This is a genomic window from Burkholderia lata (assembly GCF_902499335.1).
GTDB classification, from domain to species: Bacteria; Pseudomonadota; Gammaproteobacteria; order Burkholderiales; family Burkholderiaceae; genus Burkholderia; species Burkholderia lata_B.
The window spans coordinates 180,460-200,728 of the sequence record NZ_CABVQK010000010.1; the positions used below are offsets into that span (position 1 = coordinate 180,460).

At 68.1% G+C, this 20,269-nt stretch carries 14 protein-coding genes; 8 read left to right on the forward strand and 6 right to left on the reverse strand.

Annotated elements, in window-relative coordinates:
* Positions 1-79: 79 nt before the first annotated feature.
* From tldD to BCO18175_RS25160, 3 genes are all read right to left on the reverse strand, one after another.
* Positions 80-1,546, reverse strand: a complete 1,467-nt coding sequence (gene tldD / locus BCO18175_RS25150; protein ID WP_174913396.1) for a metalloprotease TldD — start codon at positions 1,544-1,546, stop codon at positions 80-82.
* An 86-nt stretch (positions 1,547-1,632) separates the two neighbouring features.
* Positions 1,633-2,460, reverse strand: a complete 828-nt coding sequence (locus BCO18175_RS25155; RefSeq protein WP_174985156.1) for a carbon-nitrogen hydrolase family protein — start codon at positions 2,458-2,460, stop codon at positions 1,633-1,635.
* A gap of 63 nt (positions 2,461-2,523) precedes the next feature.
* Positions 2,524-6,723: a YhdP family protein gene (locus BCO18175_RS25160; RefSeq protein ID WP_174985159.1), complete on the reverse strand. Its 4,200-nt coding sequence runs from the start codon at positions 6,721-6,723 to the stop codon at positions 2,524-2,526.
* 227 nt (positions 6,724-6,950) lie between these two features.
* Here BCO18175_RS25160 and glnE point away from each other — a divergent pair, with 227 nt between their 5' ends.
* A complete protein-coding gene (gene glnE / locus BCO18175_RS25165; protein WP_174985161.1) occupies positions 6,951-9,752 on the forward strand; it encodes a bifunctional [glutamate--ammonia ligase]-adenylyl-L-tyrosine phosphorylase/[glutamate--ammonia-ligase] adenylyltransferase in 2,802 nt (933 codons plus the stop codon).
* Between the two features lie 111 nt (positions 9,753-9,863).
* Here glnE and recN read toward each other — a convergent pair whose 3' ends face one another.
* The gene (gene recN / locus BCO18175_RS25170) at positions 9,864-11,513 is read right to left on the reverse strand and encodes a DNA repair protein RecN (RefSeq protein WP_174985164.1); all 1,650 of its coding nucleotides are present in this window, start codon (positions 11,511-11,513) and stop codon (positions 9,864-9,866) included.
* Positions 11,514-11,532: 19 nt separating this feature from the next.
* Positions 11,533-12,435 carry an NAD kinase gene (locus BCO18175_RS25175; protein WP_122944533.1) on the reverse strand — a complete coding sequence of 301 codons (903 nt, stop codon included), beginning with the start codon at positions 12,433-12,435 and terminating at the stop codon, positions 11,533-11,535.
* 130 nt (positions 12,436-12,565) lie between these two features.
* Here BCO18175_RS25175 and hrcA point away from each other — a divergent pair, with 130 nt between their 5' ends.
* The 3 genes from hrcA (at position 12,566) to BCO18175_RS25190 (ending at position 15,292) form a co-directional block, all read left to right on the forward strand.
* Positions 12,566-13,588, forward strand: a complete 1,023-nt coding sequence (hrcA, locus tag BCO18175_RS25180; protein WP_096472512.1) for a heat-inducible transcriptional repressor HrcA — start codon at positions 12,566-12,568, stop codon at positions 13,586-13,588.
* 147 nt (positions 13,589-13,735) lie between these two features.
* Positions 13,736-14,800: a ferrochelatase gene (gene hemH / locus BCO18175_RS25185; RefSeq protein ID WP_174985167.1), complete on the forward strand. Its 1,065-nt coding sequence runs from the start codon at positions 13,736-13,738 to the stop codon at positions 14,798-14,800.
* A gap of 84 nt (positions 14,801-14,884) precedes the next feature.
* On the forward strand, positions 14,885-15,292 hold the full coding sequence (locus BCO18175_RS25190) for an RNA-binding S4 domain-containing protein (protein ID WP_011351021.1): 408 nt from the start codon (positions 14,885-14,887) through the stop codon (positions 15,290-15,292).
* On the opposite strand, the gene BCO18175_RS25195 is transcribed toward BCO18175_RS25190, so the two are convergent.
* On the reverse strand, positions 15,264-15,425 hold the full coding sequence (locus BCO18175_RS25195) for a hypothetical protein (RefSeq protein WP_006476841.1): 162 nt from the start codon (positions 15,423-15,425) through the stop codon (positions 15,264-15,266). The genes BCO18175_RS25190 and BCO18175_RS25195 overlap by 29 nt on opposite strands.
* Positions 15,426-15,780: 355 nt before the next feature.
* On the opposite strand from BCO18175_RS25195, the gene grpE reads away from it, so the two are divergent.
* The 4 genes from grpE (at position 15,781) to dnaJ (ending at position 20,266) form a co-directional block, all read left to right on the forward strand.
* Complete coding sequence (gene grpE / locus BCO18175_RS25200; RefSeq protein WP_122944536.1) at positions 15,781-16,326, forward strand: nucleotide exchange factor GrpE; 546 nt, start codon at positions 15,781-15,783, stop codon at positions 16,324-16,326.
* Positions 16,327-16,336: 10 nt separating this feature from the next.
* Entirely contained in the window at positions 16,337-16,762 is a 426-nt protein-coding gene (locus tag BCO18175_RS25205; protein ID WP_174985170.1) for a thioredoxin family protein, read from the forward strand.
* Positions 16,763-16,910: 148 nt separating this feature from the next.
* Complete coding sequence (gene dnaK / locus BCO18175_RS25210) at positions 16,911-18,863, forward strand: molecular chaperone DnaK (protein WP_174913369.1); 1,953 nt, start codon at positions 16,911-16,913, stop codon at positions 18,861-18,863.
* A gap of 266 nt (positions 18,864-19,129) precedes the next feature.
* Positions 19,130-20,266 carry a molecular chaperone DnaJ gene (dnaJ, locus tag BCO18175_RS25215; RefSeq protein WP_011351025.1) on the forward strand — a complete coding sequence of 379 codons (1,137 nt, stop codon included), beginning with the start codon at positions 19,130-19,132 and terminating at the stop codon, positions 20,264-20,266.
* The last annotated feature ends 3 nt before the right edge of the window (positions 20,267-20,269 follow it).

Genomic DNA, 20,269 nt, shown 5'->3' on the forward strand with positions numbered 1-20,269 from the left:
GGCAACCGGGAAACGTCGAAAATGCGGACATTCCGCGCGTTTTCTTCAAAATGCGCGGAATGTCTGCGCCGTGATGCGGTTATGCCGTACCGCCGACCGTCATCCTGTCGATCCGCAGGGTCGGCTGGCCGACGCCGACCGGCACGCTCTGGCCTTCCTTGCCGCACACGCCGACACCCGAGTCGAGCGACATGTCGTTGCCGATCATGCTCACATCCTTCAGCGATTCGGGGCCGCTGCCGATCAGCGTCGCGCCCTTCACCGGGTAGGTGATCTTGCCGTTCTCGATCATGTACGCCTCGGACGCCGAGAACACGAACTTGCCGTTCGTGATGTCGACCTGGCCGCCGCCGAAGTTCACCGCGTACAGGCCGTTCTTCACCGACGCGATGATTTCCTGCGGATCCTTGTCGCCGTTCAGCATGTACGTGTTCGTCATGCGCGGCATCGGCAGCGCTGCGTACGACTCGCGGCGTGCGTTGCCCGTGACCGGCATCTTCATCAGGCGTGCGTTCAGCGTGTCCTGGATGTAGCCCTTCAGGATGCCGTCCTCGATCAGCGTCGTGCACTGCGTCGGGTTGCCTTCGTCGTCGATGTTCAGCGAGCCGCGGCGGTTCGGCAGCGTGCCGTCGTCGACGACGGTCACGCCCTTCGCGGCAACCCGCTCGCCGATCCGGCCCGCGAATGCCGATGAACCCTTGCGGTTGAAGTCGCCCTCGAGGCCGTGGCCGATCGCTTCGTGCAGCAGCACGCCCGGCCAGCCCGGCCCGAGCACGACCGTCATCGCGCCGGCCGGCGCGGGGCGTGCGTCGAGGTTCACGAGTGCCGCATGCACGGCGTCGTCGACGTAGCGCGACAGCACGTCGTCGGTGAAGTAGCCGTAGTCGAAGCGGCCGCCGCCGCCGCCGGAGCCGATCTCGCGGCGGCCGTTCTGCTCGGCGATCACCGTGACCGACACGCGCACGAGCGGGCGGATGTCGGCCGCGAGCGCGCCGTCGCTGCGGGCGACCAGCACGACGTCGTATTCGCCGGCGAGGCCCGCCATCACCTGCGTGATGCGCGGGTCGCGGCCGCGCGCCATCTGCTCGATGCGCTCGAGCAGCTTGACCTTGGCCGTCGCGTCGAGCGACGCGAGCGGATCGGACGGCAGGTACAGGTCGCGGCCCGAGATGCCCTTCAGCGACGTCGCCGCCTTGATCTTCTGGCGGCCGCCGCCGGCTGCCGCGATTGCCTTGGTGGCAGCGGCGGCTTGCGCGATGGCTTCCGGCGACAGGTCGTCGGAATACGCGAACGCGGTGCGGTCGCCCGCGACCGCGCGCACGCCGACACCCTGGTCAATGCTGAAGCTGCCCGATTTGACGATGCCTTCCTCGAGGCTCCACGCTTCGCTGCGGGTCGCCTGGAAGTACAGGTCCGCGTAGTCGACGCGATGCGTGAAGATGTCGGCGATCGTTCGCGTGAGCAGGCTTTCGTCGAGGCCGTACGGCGTGAGCAGGATGTCCTTCGCCAGCGCGAGGTTGCGGATGCCGGGTTCGATGATGTTCATGCGGATATCGGGGTTTCTCAAAAAGTTGTCGGGTGCTTCTGGGCAGATGGGTTGGCCGCGCGGCGTTTCAAGCGGCGCGGCCGGATTCAGGTCAGCACGCGGTGCCGCCACGCGGGCAGGCTCTGGCGCACGTCGGCGATGCGCTGCGGATCGATCGCGCCGAGCACGACGCTTGCGCCCACGTCGCAGACCGCGACGATCTCGCCCCACGGGTCGATCAGCATGCTGTGGCCCCAGGTGCGCCGGCCGTTCTCGTGCTTGCCGCCTTGCGCGGCCGCGAGCACGTAGCACTGGTTCTCGACGGCCCGCGCGCGCAGCAGCGTTTCCCAGTGCGCGCGGCCCGTCGTATACGTAAACGCCGACGGTACGACGATCAGCGCGCAGTCGCCCATCCTGCGATACAGCTCCGGAAAGCGGAGATCGTAACAGACCGACAGGCCGACCCGCCCGAACGGCGCGTCGAACGCGACGACCGTATCGCCCGCGCGGATCGTGCGCGCCTCGTCGAACGATTCGTCGCCTTTCTCGAAGTTGAACAGGTGGATCTTGTCGTAGCGCGCGGCTTCGTTGCCGGACGGATCGAACACGAGCGTCGTGTTGAGCACGCGATCGGGCTCCGGCGCCTTCAGCGGCAGCGTGCCGCCGATCACCCAGATGCCGTGGCGACGCGCGGCGTCCGCGAGGAAGTGCTGGATCGGGCCGTCCTGGTAGGGTTCGGCGAGCGCGAGCTTGTCGGTGTCGCGGTGGCCCATGAAACAGAAATACTCGGGCAGCAGCACGAGCTGCGCACCTTCGCCGGCGGCTTCCGCGATCAGGCGGCGCGCCTCGGCGAGATTGCGCGCGACGTCCGGCGTGCTCACCATCTGCAGCGCGGCGACCTGGAAGGGCGTGGCGGAACGGGTGTGGTCGGTCATCGCAGGATCGGTTGCGTCATAAATGGGGTGCGGCCCGGCACCGTGCGCGGTCCGACGCGCGGCTCAATGGTTCGTCGCATCGGCCGGACCGTGATTCATCTTACCCTGATCGCCCCGCACCCGCTCAATGTGCGGGTGGGCCCACGAGCCGGTGATCGCGTAGTCGAGCGCGAACGCGCGCGACAGCGTCTCCGACAGCGCGTAGTTCGCGGCCAGCACGCCGATGCCGAGCAGCGGGTTGATGACGGCCGCCCCGATCGCGGCTGCGCCCGCGCTGATTTTCGGCGCGACGTGCGCATGCAGGTCCTGCGTCTCGGTGCCGAGATCGACCGCGCCGCGCACGGTGACGTTCGCGGGCCCCGTCATCATCGAAAAGTCGTCGGTGCGGGCGATCCCGTTCGAAATCTGGCCGGTGCCGGTGATCTTGTCGAACGGCAGCCCCTTGCCGATCACGTCGCGGAAGTTCAGCGTCAGGAAGCGCGCGAGGCTCTGCAGGCTCAGCACGCCGAGCAGTTTCGCCGCGCCCGGATCGACCTTCAGGATCTGGCCGTGCTCGAGGTCGAGCGAGATCTGGCCGCCGAGCGACGGGAGGTCGAGCGCGGTCGGACCGCCGCGCCAGCCGACCTTGCCGGTGATCGAGCCATGGCCATCCGCAAGCGTGCGCGGCAGGCCGACGCGGTCGAGCAGTGCGCCCGCGTTGTCGATGTCGAGCTTGAAGTCGAACACGGTGCGGCGCGGCGCATCGCTTTCGTCGGTGCCGCGGGCGAGCGCACGGCGCGACGTGCGCCAGTTGCCGGTCGCCGTCAGCTTCGCGGCCGGGTTCGACAGCTCCAGCTTGTCGAGCTGCCAGACCGGCGTGCCGGCTTCGTCGATGTTGCGCGCGTTGACGACGAGGCGGCCGATGTCGTGGTTGCGCGCGACGACCTGGTCGACGATCAGGTCGATCGACGGCATCGGGCGGTCGGTCGGCGTCGGCAGGTTCATCGCGCGGCCGACGAGATCGTGCTGTGCGCTGTCCGGGATCACGAGCTTCGCGAGCCGCGCGTTCAGCACGCCCGCGCCGTTGTGGCCGCCGCCCGGCGCCCACGACAGGTAGCCCGATACCTGGTTCGACGCGATGTTCGCCTGCCAGAGATCGTCGACGTGCGACGCGCCGACGATCACGTTTTCCCAGTTGCGCTTGAGCAGCTTCAGCGTGCCGAAATGGAACGCGAAGCGCTTCGGCGCGAAGCTCGCGAAATCGACGCGCGGCGCGGCCTGCGGCTCCTGCGTGCGCGGCGTGTCGGGCTTCAGCGTATGAGCCAGCGCGAGCCACGCATCGGCGTCCAGTTCGTTGACGTCGACGGCCGCGCTCACGCCGTCCTGCGGCATGTCGGGCATCCGGTGGATGCCCATCGCGCCACGCACCGCGCGCAGCGGCTGACCGCGCGTCGCGTCGAGCAGGTAGGTCGCGGACACTGGGCCGAGCGTCAGGTCGGCGTGCTCGAGGCGCTTGCCGTCGGCCTGCGGCGCCGGCTGCAGCGTGAAGCTGAACGGCATCGGCGTGCCGGCCGCCTTCGCGAACGGCGCGGGGAAATTCAGCGCGACGCCGGTCAGGTCGGAATGCGCGCTGATGTCGGGCAGGCGGCCCGGCGCGCCGCGCACGGCGACCTTGTACGGTGCGTCGCCGATCACGTGCTCGAGCAGCGCGGCGGCCGGGCCGTGCAGGTTCAGGCCGCGTGCGGCGTCGAGCGCGAGCCGGCCGTCGACGTCCACCGTGTACGGGCCGTGTGACTGGAAGTTGCCGTTCGCGCGCACCGGGCCGCCGAGGAAGCGCCCCGACAGGTCGTGCAGCGACGCGCCGGCCTCGGTGAACCGGACACTGCCGCGCAGCGCCGACAGCGGCGGCACGCCGCTGGTCGTCAGCGTATTGCCGCCGAACGCGAGCGCGCCTTCGACGTGCGTGTGCGGATGCGCGACGTGCTGCGGAATCGTGATCTTGAGCGCGAGCGACGCGGGTCCCTGCGCATCGATCCGCTGGCCGATATGCCCGCTCATCGTGCCGAGCGAGCTGTTGTCCGCGTAGTCGATCAGGTCGGCGAGGGGGCCCTGCGCGTGGCCGTCGATGATGAGCGGCGAGTGGGTCGGGTTGCCGAGATCGTCGATGCGGCCCGCGACCTTCGTCAGCGCGACGCGCTTGTAGTGCGCGCGGTGGATGTCGAAGCGCAGCTTGTTCTGCGCGAGTTCGAACACGCCGTCGATCCCGTCGAGCGCCGGCCAGACGCTCGGCGTGCCGTTCGCGAGCTTGCGCGGCGGGTACGGCGTCGGTTCGAACCGGCCTCCGGTGAACGGCGCGACGATGTGGAACACGCCGGCGTCCGGCTCGTGTTCGAACGGGAATTTCTCGAGCGGGCCGCGGGCGACGATCGACGCGCCCTTGGTCACCTTGCCGTCCTGCAGCGCGTGGCCGAGATAGTCGCGCAGGTGTTCGGACATCCCGGTCGGCAGGTAGCGCGGTATGCGCGCCACCGACGCGCGGGCGAAATCGGCGCGCAGGTCGAGCGTGCCGCGGCCGTGGCCGGGGTTCGTGTACGAGCCGGACACCGCGATTTCGGCATCGGGGTTCGACACGAGCAGGTCGGGCAGCGATACGTCGACGCGCGCGTGTTTCTCGCCGGGCGCGGGCATGATCGTCCATTTGGCATTGCCGCGCAGCCGGTCGAACGTCAGGCGCGGTTCGTCGAATTCGCCGGGCACCGTGACGGCCGCGTTGACCGTATCGAAATGCGCGGAGCCGCCCGTCTCGTTCGCATCGACGCGGCCCCACAGGTTCTCGACACCCGGCCAGCCGGCGCGCGGGTGGCCACGCGGCGATAGGCCCGGCGGCGGCTCTTGCGCGGCGAAGCTGATGCCCTGGAGATCGCCGAGGAAACGGTAGCGGACGATCGGCGCAGCGCCCGTGCGCCGCTCCTCGTCGGCGAGATCCGCGTGCGCGGGTTTCGCGCGCTCGACCTCGATGTGATAGTTCGACACCATCCCGCGCGGGTCGATCTTGATCAGCTCGTTGCGCAGGCGTGCCGGCAGCGGCAGCCCGCGAATGAACTCGCTGAGGATGCCCAGATCGACGCGGTCGCCGACGACGCTCAACAGCTGCCCCTGGCTCACGGTCGGCACGCGGTAGCGGGCCGTCAGCGTCGACAGCGCGAGCGAACGGGCGAGCGGCGTGCCGTCCGGCAGCGGCGGCTGGCCGAGCTCCGCGTTGAAGCGCGTCAGGTGCAGCGTGTAGTCGTGGCCGGCGTCGAGCTGCATGTCCCAGCCGAAGCCGACCGTCGGCACGTCGAGCCGCGGCTGCGTCGGGCGCACGCGCAGCGCGACGTCGGCACCCTGCAGGTCGCCGCCCGCCGAATGCAGGTGGCCGTCGCTGAAGGTCGCCCAGATCGCGTTGTCGATCCGGCCCGCGTGGATCGTGAGCGGCATGTCGAGGTAGCGCGCCAGCGTCTGCAGGTCGACCGGGCCCGTCGACAGGTACGCGTCGCCCGTCCAGTTCGACGGCTTGCCGACCGGCGCGAGCGGCTTGTGCGTGAAGCGCGCGCGGAAATCGAGCGGGCCGAGCAGCAGCGTGCCGTTCGCGGGCGCCTGCAGCGCGGCCTTGTGCACGCGGCCGTCGTTGAGCACCGCGAGCCGGATGCCCGACAGCACGAGCTCCGGCGCATCATGCTGCGCGTCGCGCCAGCGCAGCGTGCCGCCGCGCAGCACGATTGCCTGCTGCTTCAGCAGCCACGTGCCGAACGTGTCGTTGCCGCCGTGGGTAGTTGCCACGCCGACGCCCGCGACGCTCAGCGAGCCGTCGGCCGCTCGCGCGACCACCAGATCGGGCTGGTCGACGATCAGGCTCGACAGTGCGGGCGACAGCCGCAACAGCGACATCCACGACAGCGCGGCCGTCGCGTGCGGTACCGACAGCGCGACCTTGCCGTCGCGGCCGCGGATCGTCAGGTTCGTGAGTTCGACGCCCGGCTGCATGCCGGACCAGTTCGGGGAAAGCTTGCCGATCGAAAGCTGCGCGTGGAGCTTGTCGGACACCGCGCGCTCGATGCGCGGGCGGAATTCGTCGATGCGGGGCAGCAGTACGTAGCGCAGCCCGAGGAACGCGCCGGACGCGACGAAGTAGGTGCCGATCCCGACTGCCAGCGTCACCCTGAACACGCGACGCAGGACCGGATGATCGTGCTTCGGAGGTCCCGCTTCGGGCGCAGCTACGGCGGATTCCTGACGGTCGGACATGCGGCGGACGGGCGGCGATATGGTAGTTTTGCAGACTGACGTTGAAATGTATCACACGGGTTCGTGCCGGCGGCCGTTGCGGCAGCGCGGCACGGGCTTTCCGGCGCGCGGTTTCGCGACGGGCGCACCCGCCCCGCGATGCCGCGCCGAGTCCATGGGGCCGGTCGGGAGCGGGGCGCGCATGCGTTTCCCGTGCCGGCCGGCCTTTCCGCCAGGCCCGCTTCTCGATGACCGACGCTTCCGCCCTGATCTGCACGTCCTATTCCCGTTACCTGGCCCGCGCGGCGGCCGCGCGGCCTGCGCTCGCCGACCAGGTCGCCGCATGGGCTACCGCGCCGCTCGGTCGCGCGCAGCTCGACGCGCGCCTCACCGACCTGCTCGCAACGCCGGCCGGCACGGCCGCGCCGACCGAGGACCAACTGAAGCGTGCGCTGCGGCAACTGCGCGCCGAGGCATTCGGCGCGGTCGCGGAACGCGACCTGCGCGGGCTGGCGGACGTCGCCGAGGTGACGGGCGCGATGACCGACCTCGCGGAAGTGGCCGTGCAGCGCTCGCTCGCGCTGCTGTCCGCCGAGCTCGAGGCGTTGTACGGCGAGCCGCGCGGCGCCGACGGCCAGCGCGTCGTGCTCGGCGTGGTCGGGATGGGCAAGCTTGGCGGCCGCGAGCTGAACGTGTCGTCGGACATCGACCTGATCTTCGTCTACGAGGACGACGGCGAGACGACCGGCGGCGCGCGTTCGCCGCTGTCCACGCAGGAATACTTCACGCGGCTCGGCCGGCGGCTGATCGGCGTGCTGTCCGAGGTCACGGCCGACGGCTACGTGTTTCGCGTCGACATGCGGCTGCGCCCGAACGGCGATTCGGGGCCGCTCGTCTGCAGCCTCGGGATGCTCGAGGAATATTTCTACGTGCAGGGGCGCGAGTGGGAGCGCTATGCATGGATCAAGGGGCGGCTCGTGTCGGAGGGCGACAGCGAAGCGGCGCAGCGGCTGGAGTCGCAGCTCGAATCGATCGTCAAGCCGTTCGTGTACCGCCGTTATCTCGATTACGGCGTGATCGGTGCGATCCGCTCGCTGCACCAGCAGATCCGGCAGGAAGCCGCGCGCCGCGCGTCGATGCGGCCCGACAAGGCCGACGACATCAAGCTCGGGCGCGGCGGGATCCGCGAGATCGAGTTCAGCGCGCAGGTCTTCCAGCTGATCCGCGGCGGTCAGGATGCCGAGTTTCGCGTGCGGCCGACGCTCGCGGTGCTGCGCCATGCGCAGGCCCGCGGGCTGATCGGCGAGGACGTGCGCACGCAGCTGACCGACGCTTACAACTTCCTGCGTACGCTCGAGCACCGGTTGCAGTACCGCAACGACGCGCAGACCCACGCGATGCCGGTCGAACCGGACGAGCGCGCGGCGCTGGCCGCGTCGCTCGGCTTTGCCGACTATGCGGCGCTGATGACGGTGCTGGACGGCCACCGGACCTGCGTCGAGGCGCAGTTTCACCAGATCTTCGCGGACAAGGTGAAAGGCAGCCCCTGCGCGGCCGGCGACGACACGGCGGCCGCGTGGATCTGGAGCGGCGCGCTGGCCGACGACGGCGAGGACGACGCACTGGTCGCGCGCCTCGACGGCCTCGGCTTCGCCGATCCGGCCACCGTGCTCGCGCGGCTGCGCGCGATCTGGCAGTCGTCCCGCTACACGGGCCTGCCGGAAAAGAGCCGGCAGCGTTTCGACAGCGTCGCGCAGCGGGCGCTCGAGGCTGCGCCGAACATCGACGCCGCGCGCCGCGACGACACGATCGTGCGCTTGTTCGACCTGCTCGAGACGGTCAGCCGGCGCGGTGTCTATCTCGCGCTGCTGACCGAATATCCGGCCGCGCTCGACCGCGTGCTGTCGGTGCTCGGGGCGACGCGCTGGGGCGGCGGCTACCTGATCCGCCACCCGCAACTGCTCGACGAACTGCTCGACGACGAGGCGATCGCGAGCCCGTTCGACTGGCCCGCGTTCAAGGACGCACTGCGTGCGCGCCTCGCCGCAGCCGACGGCCCCGAGCAACAGATGGACCTGCTGCGGCACGCGCAGCACGCGGAGGTGTTCCGGATCCTGCTGATCGATCTTGCCGGGCAACTGTCGGTCGAGCATGTCAGCGACCGGCTGTCCGAGCTGGCCGACGCGGTGCTCGACGTGACGATCGAAGTCGTCTGGTCGCAGCTCGCGAAGCGTCATCGCGACGTGCCGAAGTTCGCGGTGATCGCGTACGGCAAGCTGGGCGGCAAGGAGCTCGGCTATGCATCGGATCTCGACCTGATCTTCCTGTACGACGACGCCGACGAGCGCTCGGCGGACGTCTACACGACCTTCACGCGGCGCCTGATCACGTGGCTCACCACGGCGACCGGGGCGGGCGCGCTGTTCGACATCGACCTGCGGCTGCGGCCGAACGGCGAGGCCGGGCTGCTCGTCACCGATCTCGACGCGTTCCGCCGCTACCAGCTGCGCGAGGGCGATGCCGCGAATACCGCGTGGGTCTGGGAGCACCAGGCGCTGACGCGTGCCCGCTACAGCGCGGGCGACGCGCAGATCGGCACGGACTTCGAGGCGATCCGCCAGCAGGTGCTGACGACGCCGCGCGACGGCGGCGTGCTCGCGAAGGAAATCGTCGACATGCGCGGCAAGGTGTTCGCCGGCCACCCGAACCAGACCGAGCTGTTCGATCTGAAGCACGATCGCGGCGGGATGGTCGACATCGAGTTCATCGTCCAGTACTGGGTGCTGCTGCACACATCGAGCGACGCCGAGCTGATCCGCAACACGGGCAACATCGCGCTGCTGCGCGAGGTCGCGCGCTTCGGGCTGATGGGCGAGGACGAGGCCGAGCGCGTCGGCGCGGCATATCGCAAGTACCGGAAGCTGCAGCACAAGCTGCGGCTCGACGGGATGGAGAAGGCGCGGGTCGATCCGGCCGTGGTGGCCGACGAGCGTGAGGCCGTGACGGCGCTGTGGACGCGCGTGTTCGGGGCGGTTGAAACGGATGTTTGAGTCGGGCGTTCGAATCTGTGGGGCGGGGTGGGGGCGATCGAGCTGCCGCCCGGCAAAAAAAGACCGGCGCATGCGCCGGTCTTTTTGCATTCGGCCAACGGGGTGCGTGCGTCAGGCCGCCAGCATTTCCTTCGCGTGCTTGCGCGTCGTGGCCGTGATCTCGAGCCCGCCTAGCATCCGCGCGACTTCCTCGATCCGGTTGGCGCGGTCGAGCGCGATGACCGTCGACACCGTACCGCCTCGGTCGTCGGCGCCTTTTGCGACCTGGAAGTGATGGTCGCCGCGCGCGGCGACCTGCGGCAGGTGCGTCACGCACAGCACCTGGCGATCGCGCCCGAGCTGGTGCAGCAGGCGGCCGACCACTTCGGCGACGCCGCCGCCGATCCCCGTATCGACTTCGTCGAAGATCAGCGTCGGCGTCGGGCTCGCCGCGCTGGCGATCACCGCGAGCGCGAGGCTGATCCGCGCGAGCTCGCCGCCCGACGCCACCTTCGCGAGCGGCCGCAGCGGCACGCCAGGGTGCCCGGCGACCCGGAATTCGACCTGCTCGAGCCCGTGCGGGCCGCCATCGGCGAGCGGCACGAGCGCGACTTCGAAGCTCCCGCCCGCCATCGACAGTTCCTGCATGCCGGTCGTGACGGCCGTGCCGAGCGTCCTGGCGGCCTGCGTGCGTGCCTTGGACAGGTGTTTTGCGTCGGCGAGATAGGCTTCCCGCGCCTTGGCCTGCACCGCTTCGAGTGCGCCAAGATCGGCCGCTGCATCCAGTGCGGCGAGCTGAGCGCGGCGTGCCGCGTGTTCTTCGTGCAGCGTGTCGGGCGGCAAGCGGAACTTGCGGGCTGTCGAGTGCAGCGCATCGAGGCGTGTTTCGACCTGCGCGAGCCGTTCGGGGTCGAGATCGACGCGCTGCGCGTAGTGCGACAGCGAATAGACGGCTTCCTGCAACTGGATCTCGGCCGGCTCCAGCGACGCGAGCGCATCGCCGAGCGTGGTGTCGTAGTCGGCGAGGCTGCGCAGCTTCGACACGATCGCGCCGAGTTGCGCGAGCATCGCGTCGTCGGACTCGGACAGCGCGTTGAGCGCACCGCGCACGCCTTCGATCAGGTTCGCGGAATGCGACAGGCGCTTGTGCTCGTTGCTGACTTCGTCCCATTCACCGGGTTGCGGCGCGAGCTTGTCGAGCTCGGCGAGCTGCCACGCGAGCTTTTCGCGTTCGAGCTGCAACTCGCGCTCGTGCGCTTTTGCCACCTCGATCGCCTGCGTGGCGTCGCGCCACACGCGCCATGCGCGCGCGACGTTCGCCGCATCGGCGACGAGCCCCGCGTGCGTGTCGAACAGCTCGCGCTGCGCGTCGGGCCGCATCAGCAGTTGGTGCGCATGCTGGCCGTGGATATCGACGAGCATTTCGCCGAGCTCACGCAGTTGCGCGAGCGTCGCGCTGGTGCCGTTGATGAATGCGCGCGACCGGCCGCCCACATCGATCACGCGGCGCAGCATCACGGTGTCCTCGGTGTCGAACGCGTGTTCGTCGAGCCAGCGCGCGACGCGGTCGTGCGGCGTGAATTCGGCGGTGATGTCGGCGCGGCCGCAGCCGGTGCGCACGACGCTCGCGTCGGAACGTTCGCCGAGCGCGAGGGCGAGGGCGTCGATCAGGATCGATTTCCCGGCGCCGGTCTCGCCGGAAAAGACGGAAAAGCCGCTGTCGAATTCGAGATCGAGCGCGGCGACGATGACGAAGTCGCGGATCGAGAGGTGGCGGAGCATGGTGTCGGGCGGAGCGGCGTCAGGACGCCTTGTCGTCTTCGTTCGAGGCGTGTTCGTTCCAGTGCAGCTTTTTGCGCAGCGTTGCGTAGTAGCTGTAGCCGATCGGGTGCAGGAACGGTACCGTGTGTTTCGAGCGGCGCACCTCGATCGTGTCGTTCAGTTCGAGCGCGGTGAACGACTGCATGTCGAAGTTCACGTTGACGTCGCGCCCGCCGACGATCTGGATCGCGATTTTCGAATCGTCGGGCAGCACGATCGGCCGGTTCGACAGCGCGTGCGGCGCGATCGGCACGAGCACGATGCCCGCCAGCTGCGGGTGGAGGATCGGGCCGGCCGACGACAGCGCGTAAGCGGTCGAGCCGGTCGGCGTGGCGACGATCAGGCCGTCCGAACGCTGGTTGTACATGTACCGGCCGTCGACCGATGCGCGCAACTCGACCATCCCGGAGAAGCCGCTGCGGTTCACGACGACGTCGTTGAAGGCGATCGCGTGGTAGATCGGTTCGCCGTCGCGCATGATCCGGGCCTCGAGCAGCGCGCGCTCCTCGCGCTCGAACTTGCCCGACAGGATCACCGGGACGAGCGCCTGCATGTCGGCCGCCGCGATATCGGTGATGAAGCCGAGCCGCCCGTGGTTGATCCCGATCAGCGGGGTCTTGTACGGCGCGAGCTGACGGCCGATGCCGAGCATCGTGCCGTCGCCGCCCAGCACGACCGCCACGTCGGCGCGCGCCCCGATTTCGGCGGGGGTCAGCGCCGGGTAGCCGGTGATACCGATCTCGCGCGCGGTCTCGGCTTCGAAGACGACCTCGAAGCCGCGCTTGGCGATGCAGGCGGCCAGCGTGGCGAGCGGCTCGGCGATGTTGGGCGTGTTGCTCCGGCCGACGAGCGCGACAGTGTTGAACTGATTACCGGTTTTCATGCCGGCATTACACCATAGCTCGTTGACGAAAAGAACCGGCTGTGCGCAGACGGGGCCGGATTGGGCCGGGCCGCGCATCGGTGGCCGAGCCACTCGCCGCGGTCGCGCGGTTGCGCTAAAATTTTCCACCATGCTAGATCCTCGCGCACGAACCCTCCTGAAAACCCTGATCGAACGGTATATCGCCGACGGTCAGCCAGTCGGATCGCGCACGTTGTCCCGTTACTCCGGGCTCGAGCTGAGCCCGGCGACGATCCGCAACGTGATGTCCGACCTGGAGGAGCTCGGCCTCGTGTCGAGCCCGCACACGTCGGCCGGCCGCGTGCCGACGCCGCGCGGCTACCGGCTGTTCGTCGACACGATGCTGACGGTCGAGGCACCGATCGACGCCGAAGCCGTCGCGCGGCAGGTACAGAACACGCTGCAGGCCGGCGAGCCGCAGCAGCGGGTCGTGGCGGCCGCCGCAAGCGTGCTGTCGAACCTGTCGCAGTTCGCGGGTGTCGTGCTCACGCCGCGCCGCAGCCACGTGTTCAAGCAGATCGAGTTCATGCGCCTGTCGGACAAGCGCATCCTGCTGATCATCGTCACGCCCGAGGGCGACGTGCAGAACCGGATGCTTGCGACGCCGCGCGATTACTCGCCGTCGCAGCTGACCGAGGCGTCCAACTACATCAACGCGCATTTCGCCGGACTGTCGTTCGACGAGGTGCGCCGCCGCCTGCGCGACGAGATCGACCAGTTGCGCGGCGACATGACCGCGCTGATGCATCTGGCGGTGACGGCCAGCACCGAGGTGCCCGACACCGAGGACACCGTGCTGATTTCCGGCGAGCGCAACCTGCTCGAGGTGGCGGATCTTTCCTCCGACATGGCTCGGCTGCGCAAGCTGTTCGACGTATTCGACCAAAAGACGGGCCTCCTGCAACTGCTCGACGTGTCGAGCCACGCCCAGGGCGTGCAGATCTTCATCGGCGGTGAATCGACGCTCGTGCCGATCGAGGAAATGAGCGTCGTCACCGCGCCTTACGAGGTGAACGGGCAGATCGTCGGCACGCTCGGCGTGATCGGCCCGACCCGCATGGCGTACAACCGCGTGATACCGATCGTCGACATTACCGCGCGCCTGCTGTCGCTCACGCTGAGCCAGCAGTAGCCTGCGATCGCCAGCCCGATCCCGCCCCGTCATCGTGCCGCGGCACCGCGCATGCCGGCAGTCGGCCGAACGGCCAGCCGACCGGCGCGAAGCGGCCCGCTATAATTGAGAGCCGTCCGGTCCCGTGCCCCGAGCACGTAATTGCCCATGCGTTTCGATCTTGAGCCGCCTTCGAGCATCGCGGCTGCCCATCGCATCGGCGTGCTGCTGATCAATCTCGGCACGCCCGACGCCCCTACGCCGCGCGCGGTGCGGCGCTACCTGGCCGAATTCCTGTCGGATCCGCGGGTCGTCGAGATTCCGCAGGCTGTCTGGCAGGTGCTGCTGCGCACGCTGATCCTGCCGCTGCGCGGCCGCGCGTCCGCGAAGAAATACGCTGCGGTCTGGATGCCCGAGGGCTCGCCGCTGCGCGTGTACACGGAGCGCCAGACCGACAGCGTGCGGCATCTGCTCACGTCAAACGGCTATCACGTGATGGTCGACTACGCGATGCGCTACGGCAGCCCGAACATTTCGCACGCGCTCGCGCAGTTCAAGCGCGAGCGCGTCGAGCGCGTGCTGCTGATGCCGATGTATCCGCAATACTCGGCGTCGACCACGGCCACCGCCTTCGACGCCGCCTTCGACGCGCTCGCGCGCATGCGCAACCAGCCGGAAGTACGCACGGTGCGGCATTACGCCGACCATCCGGCCTATATCCACGCGCTGGCCGAGCAGGTGCGCCAGTACTGGGCGCAGCACGGCCGGCCCGACTTCGCGTCCGGCGACAAGCTCGTGCTGAGCTTTCACGGCGTGCCGAAGCGCACGCTCGACCTTGGCGACCCCTATCACGACCAGTGCCAGCAAACGGGCGCGCTGCTGATGGCCGCGCTTGGGCTGTCGACGACCGAGTGCCGCGTCACGTTCCAGTCGCGCTTCGGCAAGGCCGAATGGCTGCAGCCTTACACCGCGCCGACGCTGCGCGAGTTCGGCGAGGCCGGCGTGCGGCGGGCCGATGTGTTCTGTCCCGGTTTCACGGCCGACTGCCTGGAGACGATCGAGGAGATCGGCATGGAAGTGCGCGACGAGTTCCTCGCCGGCGGTGGCAAGGCGTTCCACCGCATTCCTTGCCTGAACGGCGCGCCCGCGTGGATCGGCGCGCTCGGCGAGATCGTCGCCGAGAATCTGCAGGGCTGGCCGGTCAGGGCCGCGCAGCCCGAAACGGTGAGCTGAGATGAAACGACCCCCACGCTCACTTCGTTCACTGCTCCCCGAGGGGGCGGTCAGCCTCCTTGGGGCGGCCCGGCGGAGGCTGCGATGAACTACAAGATTTCGACCGAACCGGGCGCGAAACTGCGCATCGACAAATGGCTGTGGGCGGCCCGGTTTTTCAAGACGCGCTCGCTCGCGACCGATGCGGTCGACAAGGGGCACGTGAAGATCGGCGGCGCGGCGGTCAAGCCGGCGAAGGAAGTGCGCGTGGGCGACGAGGTCGAGATTGCGATCGACGGCATCGTCTGGCACATTGCCGTGCTCGGCGTGTGCGACGTGCGCGGGCCGGCGAGCGTCGCGCAGACGCTTTACGCGGAAACGGAAGCGGGGCGGGCCGCGCGGCTCGCCGAACTGGAGCGACGCCGCACGTATCGCGAGCCGGCGGCTGAATTGCACGGCCGGCCGACGAAGCGCGACCGGCGCATCATCGACAGATTTTCTGGTGGGAGCTGAACATCTGGTCGAACGTCGCCCGCGCGCTCCCGTATTCGGTCGTGCGGTCGGTGACGGCTCCCGACAGGCAGATGGTGGTGGTGCCGGCAATGAGTACCAGCGCGACCACCGATATCGCAAAGGTCAGTTTCACGGTACTCCCCTCGAGAAGACGGGTGAAAGTGGCGCCAGGTGGATGTCAGGCGACGGTCAGCTAGGGGTAAACACGCTTTTCCGACGCTTGAGTGGAGTGTAGTGCAGCGGGCCTGTGCCAAGCTAGTACTTGCCAGGTAAGCGTTGTTACAGCCCGTTTCGCCCGAACTGGCGGACTATGCGGGCGATGCCCCGGCGTGACGCGCGGTTGTTTCGCGGCATTGGAGAATGCCGGCGAATAACCCTCTTGAAATCGTAGTTTTCACCCTTATTTGCACCAGCAATGTGCGGTGCCGCCGGGTATACGGTCCGGCGGTTGCCGATTTGGCTTCAACCTCTAATCGACTTTCAGCGACATGGAAAACACGCAAGAGAACCCGGCTACCCAATCGGCCGAAGATATCGGCAGCGAGAAGCAGGCGGCGCAAGGCGCCGCTCCCGCCGCCGAAGCAGCCGACGCGGCGCTCGCGGAGGCTCAAGCCAAGGTCGCCGAGCTGCAGGAGAGCTTCCTGCGGGCGAAGGCCGAGACCGAGAACGTCCGCCGTCGCGCGCAGGACGACGTCTCGAAGGCGCACAAGTTCGCGATCGAGAGCTTCGCGGAGCACCTGCTGCCCGTGCTGGACAGCCTGGAAGCGGCCGTCAGCGATACGTCCGGCGACATCACGAAGGTGCGCGAAGGCGTCGAACTGACGCTGCGCCAGCTGACGAGCGCGCTCGAGAAGGGCCGCGTCGTCGCGCTGAACCCGGTCGGCGAGAAATTCGATCCGCATCAGCACCAGGCGATTTCGATGGTACCGGCCGATCAGGAGCCGAACACCGTCGTTGCAGTGCTGCAAAAGGGCTATACGATCGCCGACCGCGTGCTGCGTCCGGCGCTCGTCACCGTCGCGCAGCCGAAGTAAGGCCGTCGCAATGGTGCCTGCCGGCGTCGATCCGGCCGCGTTTGACGCGTTCGACATGCAGGCGCTGGACGCCGGCACGTTCGACGCGGCGATCGACGGCGCGGGCGACGCACTCGCGGTGGTGTTCTTCTGGGGCGTCGACTGCTTCAACTGCGAGATCGCGAAGAAGGCGATGCTCGCCCAGACCGACGCGATCCGCGCGCTGGACCTGAAGTGGTTCCATTGCAACGTGTACGAACACCACCAGCTGGGGCGCCGCTTCGGGCTGCACGGCGTGCCGACGTGGTTCTTCTTCCACCGCGGCAAGCGGCTTGGCCGCGCGACGGGCTGGCATGGCCTCGCGCAGTTCCAGGCAGCGGTGTCGGCGGCACGCGCGAAAATCGCCGCGGCGGGCGGCGATCCGTCGGGCGGCGATCCGCTAGCCGGCGGCGATTGAAAAAATTTAATATCCGCATCGCTCGTCGGGTCTTGAAAACGGACCGGACGGACGCATTTCGGGAACAGAGTTGAATTCTGGCGCGCGAAACCGCCCCAAAACGCGGGGTTTTGCGCAGCAAACAAGCATTTCTGGAGATTAGGAAAAAATGGGAAAGATCATCGGTATTGACCTCGGCACCACGAACTCGTGCGTCGCCATCATGGAAGGCAACCAGGTCAAGGTCATCGAGAACTCGGAAGGCACGCGCACCACGCCGTCGATCATCGCCTACATGGACGACAACGAAGTGCTCGTCGGCGCGCCGGCCAAGCGTCAGTCGGTGACCAACCCGAAGAACACGCTGTTCGCGGTGAAGCGCCTGATCGGCCGCCGCTTCGAAGAGAAGGAAGTCCAGAAGGACATCGGCCTGATGCCGTACACCATCGTCAAGGCCGACAACGGCGACGCATGGGTCGAAGCACATGGCGAAAAGCTCGCGCCGCCGCAGGTTTCGGCGGAAGTGCTGCGCAAGATGAAGAAGACGGCCGAAGACTACCTCGGCGAGCCGGTCACGGAAGCCGTGATCACGGTGCCGGCGTACTTCAACGACAGCCAGCGCCAGGCAACCAAGGACGCGGGCCGTATCGCGGGCCTCGAAGTCAAGCGGATCATCAACGAGCCGACCGCAGCTGCGCTCGCGTTCGGCCTCGACAAGGTCGAGAAGGGCGACCGCAAGATCGCCGTGTATGACCTCGGCGGCGGTACGTTCGACGTGTCGATCATCGAAATTGCGGACGTCGACGGCGAAATGCAGTTCGAAGTGCTGTCGACCAACGGCGACACGTTCCTCGGCGGCGAGGACTTCGACCAGCGCATCATCGATTACATCATCGGCGAGTTCAAGAAGGAGCAGGGCGTCGACCTGTCGAAGGACGTGCTCGCGCTGCAGCGCCTGAAGGAAGCCGCTGAAAAGGCGAAGATCGAGCTGTCGTCGAGCCAGCAGACCGAAATCAACCTGCCGTACATCACGGCAGATGCGTCGGGCCCGAAGCACTTGAACCTGAAGATCACCCGCGCGAAGCTGGAAGCGCTGGTGGAAGACCTCGTCGAGCGCACGATCGAACCGTGCCGCATCGCGATCAAGGACGCAGGCGTCAAGGTGTCGGACATCGACGACGTGATCCTGGTCGGCGGCCAGACGCGCATGCCGAAGGTGCTGGAGAAGGTGAAGGAGTTCTTCGGCAAGGATCCGCGCCGTGACGTGAACCCGGACGAAGCCGTCGCAGTCGGCGCGGCGATCCAGGGCCAGGTCCTGTCGGGCGACCGCAAGGACGTGCTGCTGCTCGACGTGACCCCGCTGTCGCTCGGCATCGAGACGCTCGGCGGCGTGATGACGAAGATGATCAGCAAGAACACGACGATCCCGACGAAGCACGCTCAGGTGTACTCGACGGCGGACGACAACCAGGGCGCCGTGACGATCAAGGTGTTCCAGGGCGAACGCGAAATGGCAGCCGGCAACAAGCTGCTCGGCGAGTTCAACCTCGAAGGCATCCCGCCCGCACCGCGTGGCGTGCCGCAGATCGAAGTGACCTTCGACATCGACGCGAACGGCATCCTGCACGTCGGCGCGAAGGACAAGGCGACCGGCAAGGAAAACAAGATCACGATCAAGGCGAACTCGGGTCTGTCCGAAGCTGAAATCGACCAGATGATCAAGGACGCGGAAGCGAACGCAGCGGAAGATCACAAGCTGCGTGAGCTGGCTGATTCGCGCAACCAGGGCGACGCGCTGGTCCACAGCACGAAGAAGGCGCTGACCGAGTACGGCGACAAGCTGGACGCGGGCGAGAAGGAAGCAATCGAAGCGTCGCTGAAGTCGCTCGAGGAAGTGCTGAAGGACACGTCGGCGGACAAGGCAGCGATCGACGCGAAGGTCGAGGAGCTCGGCAAGGTTTCGCAGAAGCTCGGCGAAAAGATGTACGCCGACATGCAGGCCCAGCAAGCGGGTGCGGCCGGCGCAGCGGGTGCGGCGGAAGGTGCGGCCCACGCGGGCGGTGCGCAGCAGGCTGCCGACGACGTCGTCGACGCCGAATTCAAGGAAGTGAAGAAGGACTAAGCCGGGTTGCCCCGGTGCCGCAAGCCGCGCGCAACACGCGCGCGGCGCGGCTGACGGGTTGGCTGACAAGCGGTCTGTCTTTCCTTCCGGATGGCCGGATCGACTCCACGCCTGGCGGGCTTCGCGGCCCTCCGGGCACATTTGTTTTTTGGCGGGTGCTGCACGAGCCGTCCGCGGACGGGCGCAGCGCCAGACGAGTCGAGAGACTTTACTGCAGGCGAAAGGAGCCGCCGCGTGCGCGATGCGTGGCGGCACAGTGAATCGATATGGCGAAACGGGATTACTACGAGGTTCTGGGCGTCGCGAAGAATGCGGGCGACGACGAAATCAAGAAGGCGTATCGCAAGCTTGCGATGAAGTATCACCCTGACCGCAATCCGGACAACAAGGATGCGGAAGAGCATTTCAAGGAGGTGAAGGAAGCCTATGAAATGCTGTCGGACGGCCAGAAGCGGGCAGCGTACGACCAGTACGGCCACGCGGGCGTCGATCCGAACATGGGCGGTGCGGGCGCACAGGGCTTCGGCGGTTTCGCGGACGCGTTCGGCGACATCTTCGGCGACATCTTCGGCCAGGCCGCGGGCGGCGCCGCGCGCGGCGGCCGTGGCGGCCCGCAGGTGTATCGCGGTGCCGACCTGCGCTACAGCATGGAAATCACGCTCGAGCAGGCCGCACACGGCTACGACACGCAGATCCGCGTGCCGAGCTGGGTGTCGTGCGAGGTTTGCCACGGGTCGGGCGCGAAGCCCGGCACGAAGCCGGAAACCTGCCCGACCTGCCATGGCCAGGGCACGGTGCGCATGTCGCAGGGCTTCTTCAGCATCCAGCAGACCTGCCCGAAGTGCCACGGCACGGGCACCTACATCCCCGAGCCGTGCGTGCATTGCCACGGGTCGGGCAAGGTGAAGGAAACCAAGACGCTCGAAGTGAAGATTCCGGCCGGGATCGACGACGGGATGCGGATCCGCTCGGCCGGCAACGGCGAGCCGGGCATCAACGGCGGGCCGCCGGGCGACCTGTACGTCGAGATCCACATCAAGCCGCACTCGGTGTTCGAGCGCGACGGCGACGATCTCCACTGCCAGATGCCGATCCCGTTCACGACCGCCGCGCTCGGCGGCGAGATCGAGGTGCCGACGCTGGCCGGCCGTGCGTCGTTCCCGGTGCCGGAAGGTACGCAGTCGGGCAAGACGTTCCGCCTGCGCGGCAAGGGCATCAAGGGACTGCGTTCGAGCATCGCGGGCGATCTGTACGTCCACGTGCAGGTCGAGACGCCGGTGAAGCTGACCGACAACCAGCGCGACCTGCTCAAGCAGTTCGAGAAATCGCTGGCCGAGGGCGGCGCGCGTCACAGCCCGCAGAGCAAGAGCTGGTTCGACCGTGTGAAGAGCTTCTTCGAGTAACTC

Bases quoted from the DNA above. Each gene is read 5' to 3' on its own strand.
- dnaJ (WP_011351025.1), top strand. From the start codon at position 19,130: ATGGCGAAACGGGATTACTACGAGGTTCTGGGCGTCGCGAAGAATGCG.
- hrcA (WP_096472512.1), top strand. From the start codon at position 12,566: ATGCTAGATCCTCGCGCACGAACCCTCCTGAAAACCCTGATCGAACGG.
- grpE (WP_122944536.1), top strand. From the start codon at position 15,781: ATGGAAAACACGCAAGAGAACCCGGCTACCCAATCGGCCGAAGATATC.
- tldD (WP_174913396.1), bottom strand. From the start codon at position 1,546: ATGAACATCATCGAACCCGGCATCCGCAACCTCGCGCTGGCGAAGGAC.
- glnE (WP_174985161.1), top strand. From the start codon at position 6,951: ATGACCGACGCTTCCGCCCTGATCTGCACGTCCTATTCCCGTTACCTG.
- BCO18175_RS25175 (WP_122944533.1), bottom strand. From the start codon at position 12,435: ATGAAAACCGGTAATCAGTTCAACACTGTCGCGCTCGTCGGCCGGAGC.
- recN (WP_174985164.1), bottom strand. From the start codon at position 11,513: ATGCTCCGCCACCTCTCGATCCGCGACTTCGTCATCGTCGCCGCGCTC.
- BCO18175_RS25190 (WP_011351021.1), top strand. From the start codon at position 14,885: ATGAACTACAAGATTTCGACCGAACCGGGCGCGAAACTGCGCATCGAC.
- BCO18175_RS25160 (WP_174985159.1), bottom strand. From the start codon at position 6,723: ATGTCCGACCGTCAGGAATCCGCCGTAGCTGCGCCCGAAGCGGGACCT.
- hemH (WP_174985167.1), top strand. From the start codon at position 13,736: ATGCGTTTCGATCTTGAGCCGCCTTCGAGCATCGCGGCTGCCCATCGC.
- BCO18175_RS25155 (WP_174985156.1), bottom strand. From the start codon at position 2,460: ATGACCGACCACACCCGTTCCGCCACGCCCTTCCAGGTCGCCGCGCTG.
- dnaK (WP_174913369.1), top strand. From the start codon at position 16,911: ATGGGAAAGATCATCGGTATTGACCTCGGCACCACGAACTCGTGCGTC.
- BCO18175_RS25205 (WP_174985170.1), top strand. From the start codon at position 16,337: ATGGTGCCTGCCGGCGTCGATCCGGCCGCGTTTGACGCGTTCGACATG.